Here is a 14,451-nt window from a genome sequence, read left to right as displayed (position 1 = left end):
TTTTAGTTTTAAAACGTGAATGTTTAAATTTAGAGTGTTTTTAACTGCCTTTTTGCTACTTGCTGCACTTTTTAGTGTGCAGAGCAATGCAATGGGCGTCTCACAAAATTTAAATATAAATGTTAGTACGCAGGCTTCGCTTACTCATATTGGCGATTTAACTAAAATACAGCTTGCTACTGAGTCTGTAGATACTCCACAACATAAAAAAACACATCAAACCGATTTTGATGTGCATCAACCACGGTTGACGGCACATAATTCGTCGTTTTTTTTACTTAATGTGCAAGCAGAGCCAGAATACGATGTGGTTTTTGAATTTTTTTCTCAAAACCTTGTTAGGCATATATTTTTACGACCAAGGGCGGTGAATCCTATACAGCCTTGGTATACGCTTGTCACTAATAGTAATAAGTCACGCTTGAGTGGCTGGAAAGATGCAAATTTACTGTATCGGGCTGTAACGACTTACCACGTTTAATTTTCCTTATTTAATTTTATTAGGTTACAACGTTTAACGTTTTAGCCTGCAGATTAATTGTGCTTTTAGAAAGTACGTTATCAGTTAATGGCTGATAGTAAGGAAAAAACATGTTAAGTTTTAAAAAAGATAAAAAGCCGTCTACGGCTAAGTTTAAATTAAGCTATATAGCCATGCTAATAGTATTGGTGTTATTAGCTATCAGCGCATTACCAAACCTATATCCAAATAAATCGTGGTTGCACATCAGTGCTACCCCGCACAGCGAAACACAATTTTTACCGAGCACTAAAACCCTAGTTACCTTTTTAAATAATCAAGGGCTAGAGGTTGAGCAGGGCTTAGATAAGCACTCAACTATTAATCTACTTTTAAACGAGCCAACCAAAAGCGCTCAGGCGCAAGCGGCTATAAAAGCACACTACCCAAACACGCAAGTTAAAATTGTTGAGCATGCAACCAGCCCTACATGGTTACAAGACTTTGGTTTATCACCAATAAAGCTTGGCCTTGATTTAAATGGCGGTGTGCTATTTGTACTAGACGTAGATTTAGATAAAGCCGTTGATGAGCAATTAGTCAGTGCGTATCTACAAGCTAAATCGATCATCATTAAGCAAAAAGCACATGGCGTAAAAGCGCAGCAAACTCAGCACGGGTTTGAAATAAACGCATTGCCTAATGCAGCCGACAAGTTAGCCCCCGTTATTGAAGAGTTGCAAAGCCGCTTTGCTAATTTAGCCGTGGTAACAAGCTATAATGGCAGCGTTAAAACCGCCAGATTTAGTTATTCAGAGCAAGGGCGCAGTAGCTTTGACAAAGAAGTCATGGGGCAAACACTTACAACCCTTCGCTCACGTATTGAAGAATTAGGTATTACCGAAGCCGTAACACAGCGACAAGGTAAGCACCGTATTCGTATAGAACTACCAGGCGTGCAAGATCCTAGCGAAGCCAAGCGTATTATCGGTGCAACCGCATCGCTTGGCTTTTATCAATTAAAAGAAATTGGCGGACAAACATTTAATATGCAATCGGGTGGGACTATAAAGCTCGATCCTGTACCAATCTTTACGGGGGATCATATTAATAATGCCAATATAGGCCGCGACGATTGGGGTAAACCATTGGTACAACTAAGTTTAGATGGCCAAGGCGGCGATGCGATGTCGGCGTTTTCAAAAGCCAATATTGGTAAGCCAATGGCGACGGTTTACTCTGAATATTCTCAAAATGCTAAAGGCGAAGTAGTTAAAAAAAGCGACGTTATTAACGTTGCCAATATTGCTCAGCATTTAAGTTCGCGTTTTAGTATCACCAATATGAAAAGCCAACAAGCTGCAGCCGATCTAGCATTGTTACTACGTGCAGGCTCACTTACAGCACCCGTTACAATTGTGCACGAACAAACAATAGGGCCAAGCCTCGGTCAAGAAAACATTAGTAATGGCTTCGCCGCGCTTATGTTAGGGATGGGTATTACTCTTGCATTTATGGCGCTTTGGTATCGCCGTTTGGGTCTTATTGCAAACGTGGCACTTATATTAAATTTAACGTCGCTTGTAGGCTTAATGTCATTATTACCAGGGGTTGTGTTAACGCTACCAGGTATCGCAGGCCTAGTACTAACCATAGGTATGGCGGTAGACACTAACGTAATAATATTTGAACGCATTAAAGAAGAACGTCGCCAAGGCCGTGCACCATATCAGGCTATTCAAGAGGGTTATAAACAAGCCGCAAATACAATATTTGATGCCAATATAACCACCATGATCACCGCACTTATTTTATACGGCATAGGCTACGGGCCCGTTAAAGGTTTTGCCATTACACTCGCACTGGGGCTTTTAACGTCTGTATTTACAGGTGTGTACGTATCAAAAATATTAAGCCAAACGTTGTATTTAAAAATGGGTAAAAAAGCAGGAGTAAAAGCACATGCTTAATTATTTTTTGAAAGGCGAGGCGGGCACACGTTTACGCTTTATGGGCATGCTTTTAAGCGCCATGTTAGTACTGCTATCAGTAGTTACGCTTGCGCAAAAAGGTTTAAATTTTGGCCTAGACTTTACTGGTGGCTATTTAACAGAGTTTACAACCAGCCAAAGCGTTGAACTAAAAGAGCTTCAATCGTTTATTGCTAAAAATCACAACGGTGAGTTTGAGCTAACCGCGCAAGGTAATAGCCATTTTCAATTAAGAGAAGCGCCAAGTGCATCAACAACAGCTAATAACCTTGATTGGCAAAGCGCCGTTACACAAAATGATGATATAAACGCACAGGTTTTATCCTCGGCCTATATTGGCTCACAAGTGGGCGATGAGTTATTTGATCAAGGCTGTTTAGCCATGTTTGCTGCAATGATTGCGGTAATGATTTACCTTGCAGTGCGTTTTGAGTGGCGCTTAGCACTCGGCTCTGTGGTAGCACTAGTGCACGATTTAATACTTGTACTTGGGTTATTTTCACTATTACAAATTGAGTTTAACCTAACCGTGCTGGCCAGCTTACTGGCTATTATTGGTTACTCACTTAACGACTCAATAATAGTAGGGGATAGAGTGCGCGAGCTTTTACGTGTTCAATCGAACAATGTACTTAGCCCAGCGACTATTATTAATAATGCGATTAAAAGTACGCTAACACGTACCTTAATAACGTCGGGTACCACACTTGCAACGGTTGCCAGCGTTTGGTTACTTGCAGGCGCACCACTGCAAGGCTTTGCTATTGCATTATTTACCGGCATTGTAGTGGGTACGTTCTCGTCTATTTGTATAGCGGCAACCTTGCCGGAGCTATTGGGCTTAAGCGCTAAAAACTACGAAGTTAAAGTAGATGTCCACACGCAAACATTATTAGATATGCCATAGGTTTTTTAATAAACGAAAAGAGTATTTTTAAAGGTAACTATCCCAATCAAACTTGCGGGGTTTAAAATAATGGTTTTAAACCCCGCAAAAATGTTAAACTAGTTGCCTTATTTTTACAGCCTGTATTGTATTAATCCCCATGAATAAAGCCCACGTTATCGAACATCTTCGTTTTGCACTAGAAGCGCAGCTTACAACAGCAAAAGTAGCGGCAAAAACCGCGCACGATACCGCCACACATGAAGAAAACATAGCCGAAAACAAATACGATACTCTAGGGCTCGAAGCCGCTTATTTAGCACAAGGCCAAGCCCAGCGTGTAAACGATTGCTATAAAAACATAGAATTGTTTGAGCCTGTCTTTAACGAAAAACCAACCGACAAAATAGCTATCGGTTCGCTGGTATGTTTAGAAGATGATAACGCAGCGCAAAAATGGTTTTATTTAGGCCCCGCAGCAGGTGGTTTAACAGTAAATGTTAAACAACATGCAATTGCTGTTGTAACACCCGGCGCACCAATGGGTAAGCAGTTATTAAATAAACAAATTGATGATGAAATTACGTTAACAATTGCAGACGTAGCCCACGAATATATGGTGGTAGAGATTTTATAAGGTTTGGTTTTTTAAGCGAAGCGCCATTGAATAAAGCACAAGGCAATTATTAAAACTTTCCCTATCAACCATTTAATTATTGGATGATATTTATTCTCTATACTAGTTAAATTAAACTGTTTATATATACAGTCTTAAATGCTAGCAGCCATTAGGGCCATAAACTAACGATACCTCAAAACGAATTGCTCATGAAAAAATCATGGTGCGTACACAGCAAGGTGAATTTGACCGAGCCGAAAACGGTGTTGAAATACCTTGGGCGCTACACACGTAAAGGCATGTTGCATGAAGGACGACTCAAGCAGGTAACAAAAGAAAGTGTCACGTTTAGCTATAAAGACTACCGAGACAGCAAAATAAAGCGAATGACATTAACGGGCATAGAATTTATCAGGCGCTATTTACTGCATGTGCTCCCAAGTGGATTTATGCGAATACGACACTACGGTTTTTTAGCCAGTGCGTGTAGAGCCAAAAAGCGGGATATTATCAGCGCACAAATAGGTAAGTATGAGGCTGTAAATCAAGGAAAGTCAGAGACACCAGTGCCGGTTAGCGTTAATTGGCCGTGTCCATCATGTAAGCAAGGGCGGCTGATACTGAAAAGCCTTTGTATAAAGGATGCAAAAATAGACGGCCTAGCGACGGGAAGCATCATAATGAATAGTGGTTAATAGTAAGTCGAACCGTTAACAATAACTCGTTAACTAAGTTGGTGTAACAGAGGATCAGCTTAGATGTGGTGCTGCCTAAAATAAGCAAAAAAGATAACAGCAGGCAGAAACGCTATAAAAAAGCGTAGAAATAAAATTAATGAACAGTAACTAACCCGTCTAGTAGTAAAAGGGTGTCCAATAAAACTGCAATCAACGACTTCCCTAAAAAAGAGAATTCCTATAGCATTAAGCATACCAATAAAAATGTTGAGTGAGGAGTATGCTTCGTTCAACAAGGTATTTATACGATACAAACAACGTAACGTATAAATACTAAGACGTTAGGTGTTAATTTAGATATAGTGGGTTCAAATGACTTTAATAGTGGCTAGAAAAATAGGAAATAAAATAATCATAAATAGTGACACCCGTCTTACTTATCCTAAAGTCGATCAATATGATCCGGATCCTAAAAGAATTCAACATCATAGGCCTAGTGAAGGAACAATAAAGACTATCAACCTAACACCTGACGTCAACCTATCGTTTGCGGGGAATGTTTCGATTGCAGAAAGGGTGCTTTCTTATTTTCCGGGTAAAATTGGTGAAAGAGTTGAGTTCAATATAAATAATCTTATTGGTCACCTTCATTATCTACATATTGAATCTAACCAAGAAACTGATTTTATATTGTCTATTGGCTCTCCTGAAGAGAGTCACAGTAAAATATTTTCCATTAAGGATGGAAGTGTTTCTGACGTTAATGTCGCCTGGATTGGTTCATATGATGCTTTTAGAATATATCAAGAAACTTTCATTAAGTTATCAGGTCAAAATAAATTGAATGATCACATGAGTAAAGATTCTTCTACACTGATATTTACTGCTGCAATGCCAACGCAAGATAAAGAGTTGAACGAAATTTATACTCGTTCCCATTTTGCTATGCGTGATGTGGTTTGGGGTGAAAAAATCGAAGATGTAGGTGGATTTGTTATATCTTCAGTATTTAACGGTTATAGTTTTAAGTATTGTGGTTATTTTGAATGCTATCCAATAGGTTTTGGTAGAACTAAATCTCTATTAAAGGGGGTATCAACTATCCCTGTAGGTAGTAATCGTGAAGGCTCTTTTGCTGTAAGTGTAGGAAGCTCAGTAATCTATAGGCTGCCTATTTATTTTCCGCACGGGAACTTTGGCATGATTTACTCAAGAGAGCAGAGTGCATTAATGGAACCCATGACATTTTGTGATGTATCAGCGAAAGACTTTCAAGAAATTTTACGCATTAAAGGGATACCTGACCATTTGTCAATTATAAATTTTGAAGATGATTCATTTACTTTTGGAAAAAACACCTAACAATTGCATCAACACGATTTGCTACATTCGGCGTTGTCAGTTTGCCTTTAGTTTCAGTGATTAAGGCAGTAAAATTCAGCTAAGTCTGTATCGTAGCAAACGTGTTATGCAGGCGTTGAGGCTGTAGAATTACTCTTTTTAGGAACGTATTCTACTATTTCAAATTGATTGCTTTTTAACCTTGAGTCCATCTGTTCGCTGTGATCTAATAGATATTATTCACCCACGGTAAACTGTTATGGCTAACTACAAGCCTGACTTATCCTGTCAAAATAAATTCATTCCTATCAATTTCGCTGAGCAAATTCTGCCTGGCACTTTTGAGTATGCCCTTTGTTATATTGTCGAAAATAAACTCGATTTATCGGGATTTGACGCGTGGTACAACAATGACAAAACGGGCGCGGCGGCGTATCCACCTTCGGTAATGCTAAAGATTATTTTACTGGGCTATGCACATGGTTTGATCAGTAGCCGTCGGATTGCAAAGGCTTGCGAGCATAATATTTTATTTATGAGTGTGTCGGGTGATATCCAGCCGCATTACACATCTATAGCGGGTTTTGTGGCTAAAATGCATGAACAGATTGAGCCGCTTTTTACGCAAGTGCTGATGATATGTGATGAAGAAGGCTTGATAGGCCGTAACATGTTTGCCATTGATGGGTGTAAATTAAAGTCCAATGCGAGTAAAGAGTGGAGTGGCACATTCGATGAGTTAGGTCGCAAAAAAGCAAAACTAGAACGCGCAAGCAAACGTATTATTGAACGCCACCAATCACAAGATGGGCTGGGCGAAGAATTGATAACTCAGGATTTAAAACAAAAAGAAAAGCTAGATAAAAGTGCAGGTAAAATTACCGAGTTCTTAGCCACTCACAAAGAAAAAATAGGCAGTAAAGGCAAGCCTGTTAAAAGTAATATCACTGATCCAGATAGTGCGAAAATGACCACGTCAAAAGGGACAATTCAAGGCTACAACGGCATCGCGATTAATGACGATAAACACCAAATCATCCTACAAGCACAAGCGTGGGGCTCAGTGGGTGAGCAACAAACTCTACAGCCAGCTGTTAAGCAATTAAAACAACAGCTCGATAAATTAAACACTGACAAACCCAAAGACGAGCACACGATTAAATTCACCGCAGACAGTGGGTTTAACAGCGAAGTGAACCTTGAATATATGGCGAAAAGTGGGTTTGATAGCTACATTGCGGATAACCAATTTAGAAAACGAAATCCGCTGTTTAAAGACAGCGAAACATACGAAACAGAGCAAGAAAAGCGTCGACTAAAACGCAGTAAAGGCAAGCCACGATTATTTACCTCAGACGATTTTCATTATGATGAAGCAACCCAAGCATGCCGCTGCCCCGCAGGCAATGATATGTGGCGAAGTGGGGTTAATGTAAAAAGTCATAACCAACAATACACGCGATTCTGCGGTTACTTAAAAGATTGCAAAGTATGCCCACTACAACAGCAATGTATGCGAAAGCCACCTATAAAAACAGGGCAGCAAGTACAGTCTATAAATAATGAATCACGCAAAAAGCTGAGCTATGTTGATAAGATGAAAGTAAAAATAGACAGCCCAATAGGGCGACGACAATACAGTAATTGATTGAATCAAAATAGGAACTCAGCTATGGTTTGCTTATCAATAAAAACAAATAAAAAAACGAGTAAAACTACAGGCTCGTTAGTAGCACTGGGAGCTTGTTCAGTTTTGAAATTTCTAATAATGTTTTCACCGTGCTTCGTATATTGGTTTTACTATGTTTATGAAGCAGAATTACCTTTCAAGATTCCTTTTAAATCTTTTTTTAGTAGTGATGAACGTTACGATGCAGAAAAAAATATTTATAAAGATGTGCCTTTTAGTGTCATAAGAGAAAGTGAACAGAAAAGACTAAAAGCAACCTTAATTGCACTAATAATACCTATTGTTCTATGTGTAGTTGCATGGTTTTATGATGCGAAAAACTCAGAATCATTAGTTAGCTTTTTATTATTTACCTGTTCAGCTCCATTCATGATTTTTTTAAAGGGAGTTTCGGAATTTTATTATACGTGTACATATTTTAAGGAGCAGTGAGTGTGCTACTAACAAAAACATTATAGTGGGAATTTAAAACCCCCATATGTTAAGCGTTATGTGATTCGGATAGTTTGTCGCAAATAAATATATAATTAATGGAATATCTATAAATGAATAAATTGAGTAAAGAATATTTAGCTGAATGTAAAAATGCTCTTAATATGGAGTAAGCTCACAGCTTATCAACAACAGATAATTGGGCGCATGTTAATAGAGAACTTGTCCATCAAGACTGGGATATTCTGTATAAAAAATTAGCAGAGTACGTTGATGAAACAGCCGTTGATAATCACAGTGTTCAAGCATTAATGAAAGAGCACTTTGAAATAGCTTGTCGTTTCTATACCCCAACCAAAGAAGCATATATAGGCATGGGAATATTTTATAAAGAAAATGACGATATGAAAATTTTTCATAATTCGTATCACCCAGAAATGGTTAATTATTTAGGTGATGCAATTATCCATTACGCAGGTAGTCATTTATAAAATCACATAACAAGCAAATTAATCAGGACAAATAACAGTTGGTTTTTGCTCCTGCGTCGCTTATTTTAACCAACTGATATTTGTCCATTATTTGGGCGTTGGTTTAAACGGGTATCTAGAAACAATGAAATTTAACATTAATAAAATAGAGCAGAACCGATTATATGGTGAATTAAGCCACTTTTATCCCTATGTGATAGTGAGAGAAGATTACGAACCAGAAGCAAGCTATTGGCATTCAATATTAAAATATTATTTCCCAGCTCGAAAAGTGAAATTATTAGAGATGGCTTCAGGACCTGGTTATTTGATTTCTTACTTATCAGAGTGCGTTGATGCTGAAGTGGTTGATTTATCTGAAGAAATGCTGTGTCAGTGTGGTTCTTTGAATCCTAGAGTGAAATGCCATAAAGGCGACATGAGAAACATTCGCTTGGAAAATAAATATGATGCTGTATTAGTGCATGATGGAATCGGACATATCGACACTGTCGATGGAATTAATGATGTCTGTGTTACAGCATCCGCTCATTTAGTTCAAGGTGGATTATTTATGTTATCGCCAGAATTTGATGCAGATGAATTTACTAAACCGATGATATATCATGTCACTCGGAAAACACCGTTTGGTTTACTCACCATAATTGACTATATTAATAAATCATCATCAAACACCAATATATTACAAACAACCACATCGTATATATTAGATAATGAGGAAGGGACAAATTTTGATTTTGATAGTATGACTTTAGGCTTATTTGGTGCAAATGTTTATAAAACATCGATGGAAAAAGCAGGGTTTGATGTAACTATTGATAGGAAGCCAAAGGACTCATCAGGAGAAACAAGAACAGTTTTAATCGGAGTCAAAAAATAAACTAACAAAACGCCCTGAGGAGTACAGTAAGCGCTAAAGCTCACTTTCCACCGCAAATTTTAACAGCGGTGAACCCCTTACTTTTCAATGCAGTTAAGTAAGTTGATTCATCGTAGGGCGTATGTGTTTTCCAGCACCTAAATAGGATTCGTATCCACTTAAATACCAATGATCTAATGGTGGTAGTTCTTAATTTATAAGCGTGGGTTTTCCTTTGGCTTCTTGCTGCCAACTATCGTGGCCAACTATCGTGGCCAAGTAACGATGCTTTAGCCCAAAATGAATAACACACAGATAATCCTGCCCATCCCACAAATGTTTGCCTTAAAAATTTAGTCAAGAGTATCGCCAGTATATCCATTCCTTCTTGTCACTGCGCTCGGTTACTGGAGCAATGTCTGCGTATTTGTGTATGTCATCGGCGCACTTATAACGGTCACGATTTGACCTCATTGCAGCTAATAATCGAGGCGCTAATTGTGGCACCGCACCAGGTAAGCTATCAAAAATAGCGCGATCTTTATGTTACTTATAAAGCGTTTTAATTTCGTCATCAAATCGTGTTATTGCCATACCAGCGCTCAACTACGCTTGACATATGCAAAAGAAGGCAAGCGAGGGCATATTGAAAGTACACACTTACACTTACACTTACTCGAAAGAGTCAATATTTCCCCTGAAAACTGGTTAAAACTCACCACACAATTTACACGCGTATTTCACGGTGCAGTAGGCAGACCGTCATTACAAGTAAGTTATTGTGAAAATCTAAATCTAAATCTAAATCTAAATCTAAATCTAAATCTAAATCGAGAACGGCGGGTGAATAGCAGTAACTGCGAAAAGCTACTCGCATAAAACCTTAACTACTCAGTAAAAATTAAAACTGCAAAGGTGCAGTTATTTTCATGCTCATAATTCAGGTCTAATGGAGTTAATGACTTATTTTGTGGATGAAAATAACCTAGCGATAAAAGATAAATTATTAACCTAAAAAGTAGATTGAATGGAACAGTTTTGTTTTTCAATTAGATTGGCTGTCTAGTTTAGTCGTGTTAACCAAAGTACGTGTAATGCATTGTAATATCAATTGCGAATAAGCTGCTATATTTTAAGCTGGCTAGAAATAATTTAGCTTACATTTAATATATTTTTAATTTACTAGACGGAGTGACTTCGATGCGTGTAAGGAAAAATGCCAGTGAAATAACTGACGATACACTACTTTGGTATTCAAGAGCAGTAGAAGCAATGAAGAAAAAAGATATTACTGACCCAACAAGTTGGTGGTATCAAGGTGCTATTCATGGTTATGGATTAGATAAAAGTGCTAACTTAGCTCTAGGCGAAAGTTGGAGCCAGTTTAGTATTTGGCAGCAAGCCCAAGGCTTCCCACCACCTAATTCGCTTGTTCACAGCCAATTTTGGCAACAATGTCAGCATGGTACATGGTATTTTTTACCTTGGCATAGAATGTATCTGCAATTTTTTGAAGCGATTGTGGCAAAAACGGTTATAGAGTTAGGTGGACCTGAAAATTGGACTTTACCTTACTGGAACTACTGTGATGCAAATAACCCTGCGCTCAATGATGATCAGCAACTGCAAGCGTTAAATTTACCTACAGAATTTGGCACAAAGCAGCCAACCCCTGACTTTACAGGATTATGGATGGAAGAAAGAGCGCAATATACGCTCAGCTCTAAACAGGATGCGAGTTGTGAAGCGGCTCTTGCACTAGAGCACTTCACAACTGTGCAACCTTCACAAAGTTTTGGAGGTGTTAAAACTGGGTTTAGTCACGATTCAGGCACTTTTGGTAAATTAGAAAATAACCCGCACAACTTAATCCATGTTGATATTGGCGGAGCGATGGGTGATCCAAATACAGCTGCTTTAGATCCTATTTTTTGGTTACATCACGCAAACATTGACCGCTTATGGCAGAGCTGGATTGACCAAGGTCGAGAGAACACTAGCGACTCTAGTTGGCTTGATCAAGCATTTGATTTTCATGATGCTAAAGCTAACCCTGTAAGTGTTAAAGTTAAGGATGTATTGTCTACAGAGGCGCTTGGGTACACCTATAGTGAGAATTATCCTGATGTGAAGTCGCATGATGGTAATAAGGTATCTGCATTGATTTCATTGGAAGGAAATGAAATGTTTGACACTATTGCTGCAACAACAAAGTCTTTCTCGTTGAGTTCGAAATCGACGTCTGCAAAACTTGAGTTCCTACCAGAAAAGCAACAGGTTGCTAAAGTATCTGCATTGGCCACTTTAACTACTCAAAGGTCGAGTCAAGTTATTATCGCTCTAGATAACATTACAGGTTCGGGTGTAGTTGGGCCTGTTAACGTGTTTGTGAAAACGTTTGCAAGTTCCGAGCGTGTTTTCGTAGGTAAAATAGGGTTGTTTGGTTTAACACAGGCTTCTACAGCAAGTGTACGTCATGCGGGAACTGGTCTTAATGTCGAGCTTGATGCTACCGAAGCGCTTGAACAACTTCGTAAGCAATCGGGTTGGAAAATTGAAGACTTACGAATTGAAATTGAGCCGAATAGGGAGCTTGGTGAGGCCAATGTAATAGTAGGTCGAGTAAGTATTAAAGCTGAGGTTTGATAATACGCTATGCTTACCCCGTCTAGAAGAAGGGTTAGCTACTTAAAAGTAGCTAACCCACATTGGTTTGTACTTGTATTTGCTGCTTTGCTTTGGGTTTATTATGTATGGCAGCAATTGAGTATAGGGAATGCACCTCATCATCAACATATGCACCATGGTATGCATGCAAATACAGAGTCTTCTTTGTTGAAACTGGCATTCGATTGGATGGTTATGGTTTATGCAATGATGCTTCCAATGACTAGCGGTACAATCCGCTCGATAGTAAATCGAATACCATTGACAAGACAATCAAGAAGTTTAGTTGTGTTCATTTTTGGCTACTCTCTTATTTGGTTTATATTTGGTTTAGTGCTGCTGTATTTAACAGCGTTGTTGGCTGATTCATCTTTGACAATGATGTTTGAAGGCTTTCCTGTTGCTGCGATTGCATACGCACTGGCTGGTTTTTTGTGCAATGCAAAGTTTAGGATTCGATTGCTCACAGCTTGCGGTAGTATTTGGGCTCCTAGGATAACTGGTCTAAAAGCCGATATAGATATTCTGAGAATAGGTTTTGATGAGGGTGTAAAATGTGTTCAAACCTGTGCGCATATTATGATTGCAATGCATATTGCGGGGCACAGCCTGTTGCAAATGGCAATTTTAACTATAGCGCTATTTTACGAAAAGCATCTTTATAGAAATAAAAAGAACTTGTTGAGAAATACCTGTATGTTACTTTCCGTTTGGGAGCTGATCATGTTTTATTAGCAGCAAAATTGACTTTTGACAGGAGGATTATCAAAAAGTAATTTTTATGCTTTAAATACGGTATGAAAGCCACAAAAAAACCATCAAAGCTTGATGGTTTTTTATTTCGCTAATAACTAATCTGAATCTCATTTAAGAAATTGAACTAAATGTTTGTTCCGAGATCCGAACTTTCGACCAAGAAAGTATAAGAAGTTAGTATAAGAAGTTAGGATGACACTCATTATAATTATTACAGAAATCGCCAATTAGAACAGGGTGTTTAGTCTGTTTTATAAACAAGGATCACATGAAAATGAGGGTTTACAGATAAAATCAAATTTGAATAGATAGTCCGTAACAACTTTTTATAATAAAGATAAAGTCTGGGGTAGTGAGCCTGCTTTCCTTTAGATAAAGTACGAAACTAATTAGGATAACACCTATAAATATCACTTCAAATAAGTACTTTAATACCTGTAACACCACCTAAACCCCATATTAAAACAACACCCAATCCTCTTTTAATATTTCACGTCGTATCCGATTGAATCAAAAGAGGAACTCGTCTATGGTTGAGACATTAATAAAAATAAATTTAAGCGAGTTAATCAACTGGCTCGTTTGCATACAGTTAAGTGATATGACTGTTAGATTTTACACTGTGGAAGTTGGGTCAATACCGTGGTAGATACTTCAAACAACAAAAACGCAAAAATCATTAGCCAAGTCGGACAGTATATTTATGATCATAGCGATCAGGCTATTAGCTTGGATAGTTTGGCAAATTATACAGGCTTCTCTAAGTATCACTTTAATCGCATATTTTTTGCGGCGACGGGTTACCCGTTGGGTGAGTTTATTCAGCGGCATAAACTCGAAAAAGCCTTACATTTAATTAAACAAGGAAACCACAATATTATCGATGTTGCTCTTAGCGTCGGCTATGATTCTCCTTCATCCTTTTCAAGGGTGTTTAAAAAGAACTTCTCTGTTACGCCAAGCGATATAATTCAAGGGAATTTACCGAACAATGACCGTGCTGGTAGCCTAAAGCCTAGGAAACTAAAAACTGATCAAAAATTGTTACCCGTCTGGAAAACATTACCTGAGCGAAAAGTATTCGGTTTTTATGGTAAAGGTTTTAATGAGCAATCTTTCTCAACAGTGGCTGGAGAACTATTTGGGCGTCTAGGTACTATGGCTGAGCTTTTAAGTTATACAGAGTTACAGCCTATAGGTGTTTCTGTTGATAATCCGTGGGTAGGCGAGCAGACACAAAGCCGTTTTTTTGCTGGCTTTGTTGAGGGACTCTCTACTCACCATGCGAAATTAGAAACTTTTAAGTGGCAGGCAGGCCGATGGGCCTGTTTTACACATACAGGCCCACACGATTGCATGTGGCAAACTATTTCGCAGATTTATGCCCAATGGGTACTACCTAATAGCATCAAGCTTAAAGATCAACAAATTGTGCAGTTATATCTGAATAACCCAATGGAAACTAAGCCTGAAGCACTTAAAACGGAGCTGTATTTTGCAGTAGAAAACTCTGCTGAAAAAAAGAAAAGTTAACATTAGGCTAAAAGTGACTTTTCTTAAAAAAAACCGCACTTTCTGCACA

At 38.4% G+C, this 14,451-nt stretch carries 10 protein-coding genes and 5 pseudogenes; 14 read left to right on the top strand and 1 reads right to left on the bottom strand.

Annotated features, from left to right (window positions below; translation table 11 throughout):
- The first annotated feature begins 19 nt into the window (after nucleotides 1–19).
- From PALI_RS07410 to PALI_RS07365, 10 genes and pseudogenes are all read left to right on the top strand, one after another.
- Nucleotides 20–481, top strand: coding sequence for a hypothetical protein (locus PALI_RS07410; RefSeq protein WP_193155438.1), 462 nt, complete (start codon nucleotides 20–22; stop codon nucleotides 479–481).
- Between the two features lie 110 nt (nucleotides 482–591).
- Nucleotides 592–2,430, top strand: a complete 1,839-nt coding sequence (gene secD / locus PALI_RS07405; protein WP_193155437.1) for a protein translocase subunit SecD — start codon at nucleotides 592–594, stop codon at nucleotides 2,428–2,430.
- Nucleotides 2,423–3,358 carry a protein translocase subunit SecF gene (gene secF, locus PALI_RS07400; RefSeq protein WP_193155436.1) on the top strand — a complete coding sequence of 312 codons (936 nt, stop codon included), beginning with the start codon at nucleotides 2,423–2,425 and terminating at the stop codon, nucleotides 3,356–3,358. The genes secD and secF overlap by 8 nt, the downstream gene beginning before the upstream one ends.
- A gap of 139 nt (nucleotides 3,359–3,497) precedes the next feature.
- Nucleotides 3,498–3,974, top strand: a complete 477-nt coding sequence (locus tag PALI_RS07395; RefSeq protein WP_193155435.1) for a GreA/GreB family elongation factor — start codon at nucleotides 3,498–3,500, stop codon at nucleotides 3,972–3,974.
- Nucleotides 3,975–4,112: 138 nt separating this feature from the next.
- Nucleotides 4,113–4,651 (top strand): annotated as a pseudogene (locus PALI_RS07390) (IS91 family transposase); the annotation flags it as partial.
- A 354-nt stretch (nucleotides 4,652–5,005) separates the two neighbouring features.
- Nucleotides 5,006–5,995, top strand: a complete 990-nt coding sequence (locus PALI_RS07385; RefSeq protein WP_193155433.1) for a hypothetical protein — start codon at nucleotides 5,006–5,008, stop codon at nucleotides 5,993–5,995.
- 238 nt (nucleotides 5,996–6,233) lie between these two features.
- Nucleotides 6,234–7,616 (top strand): annotated as a pseudogene (locus PALI_RS07380) (transposase); the annotation flags it as partial.
- Nucleotides 7,617–7,646: 30 nt separating this feature from the next.
- On the top strand, nucleotides 7,647–8,096 hold the full coding sequence (locus PALI_RS07375; RefSeq protein WP_193155431.1) for a hypothetical protein: 450 nt from the start codon (nucleotides 7,647–7,649) through the stop codon (nucleotides 8,094–8,096).
- Nucleotides 8,097–8,299: 203 nt separating this feature from the next.
- A pseudogene (locus PALI_RS07370) lies at nucleotides 8,300–8,587 on the top strand (TipAS antibiotic-recognition domain-containing protein); the annotation flags it as partial.
- 124 nt (nucleotides 8,588–8,711) lie between these two features.
- Entirely contained in the window at nucleotides 8,712–9,467 is a 756-nt protein-coding gene (locus tag PALI_RS07365; RefSeq protein ID WP_193155430.1) for a methyltransferase domain-containing protein, read from the top strand.
- Between the two features lie 33 nt (nucleotides 9,468–9,500).
- Here the strand turns inward: PALI_RS07365 and PALI_RS20415 are convergent.
- Nucleotides 9,501–10,040, bottom strand: a pseudogene (locus PALI_RS20415) (transposase); the annotation flags it as partial.
- A 30-nt stretch (nucleotides 10,041–10,070) separates the two neighbouring features.
- Here PALI_RS20415 and PALI_RS20070 point away from each other — a divergent pair.
- The 4 genes and pseudogenes from PALI_RS20070 to PALI_RS07340 all read left to right on the top strand — a co-directional run.
- Nucleotides 10,071–10,325 (top strand): annotated as a pseudogene (locus PALI_RS20070) (hypothetical protein); the annotation flags it as partial.
- Nucleotides 10,326–10,646: 321 nt separating this feature from the next.
- The gene (locus tag PALI_RS07350; protein ID WP_193155428.1) at nucleotides 10,647–12,092 is read left to right on the top strand and encodes a tyrosinase family protein; all 1,446 of its coding nucleotides are present in this window, start codon (nucleotides 10,647–10,649) and stop codon (nucleotides 12,090–12,092) included.
- A 9-nt stretch (nucleotides 12,093–12,101) separates the two neighbouring features.
- Complete coding sequence (locus PALI_RS07345) at nucleotides 12,102–12,848, top strand: DUF2182 domain-containing protein (RefSeq protein ID WP_193155427.1); 747 nt, start codon at nucleotides 12,102–12,104, stop codon at nucleotides 12,846–12,848.
- Nucleotides 12,849–13,511: 663 nt separating this feature from the next.
- The gene (locus tag PALI_RS07340; RefSeq protein ID WP_193155426.1) at nucleotides 13,512–14,402 is read left to right on the top strand and encodes a GyrI-like domain-containing protein; all 891 of its coding nucleotides are present in this window, start codon (nucleotides 13,512–13,514) and stop codon (nucleotides 14,400–14,402) included.
- Nucleotides 14,403–14,451 lie beyond the last annotated feature (49 nt).

Origin of the sequence: Pseudoalteromonas aliena SW19 (assembly GCF_014905615.1) — a bacterium.
GTDB lineage: Bacteria > Pseudomonadota > Gammaproteobacteria > Enterobacterales > Alteromonadaceae > Pseudoalteromonas > Pseudoalteromonas aliena.
Note: the sequence above shows the minus strand (reverse complement) of the source record. Positions and strands in the feature narration are given on the sequence as shown.

Excerpts from the sequence above, each read along its gene's own strand:
- PALI_RS07410 (WP_193155438.1), top strand. The coding sequence starts at position 20 with ATGTTTAAATTTAGAGTGTTTTTAACTGCCTTTTTGCTACTTGCTGCA.
- secD (WP_193155437.1), top strand. The coding sequence starts at position 592 with ATGTTAAGTTTTAAAAAAGATAAAAAGCCGTCTACGGCTAAGTTTAAA.
- secF (WP_193155436.1), top strand. The coding sequence starts at position 2,423 with ATGCTTAATTATTTTTTGAAAGGCGAGGCGGGCACACGTTTACGCTTT.
- PALI_RS07395 (WP_193155435.1), top strand. The coding sequence starts at position 3,498 with ATGAATAAAGCCCACGTTATCGAACATCTTCGTTTTGCACTAGAAGCG.
- PALI_RS07385 (WP_193155433.1), top strand. The coding sequence starts at position 5,006 with ATGACTTTAATAGTGGCTAGAAAAATAGGAAATAAAATAATCATAAAT.
- PALI_RS07375 (WP_193155431.1), top strand. The coding sequence starts at position 7,647 with ATGGTTTGCTTATCAATAAAAACAAATAAAAAAACGAGTAAAACTACA.
- PALI_RS07365 (WP_193155430.1), top strand. The coding sequence starts at position 8,712 with ATGAAATTTAACATTAATAAAATAGAGCAGAACCGATTATATGGTGAA.
- PALI_RS07350 (WP_193155428.1), top strand. The coding sequence starts at position 10,647 with ATGCGTGTAAGGAAAAATGCCAGTGAAATAACTGACGATACACTACTT.
- PALI_RS07345 (WP_193155427.1), top strand. The coding sequence starts at position 12,102 with ATGCTTACCCCGTCTAGAAGAAGGGTTAGCTACTTAAAAGTAGCTAAC.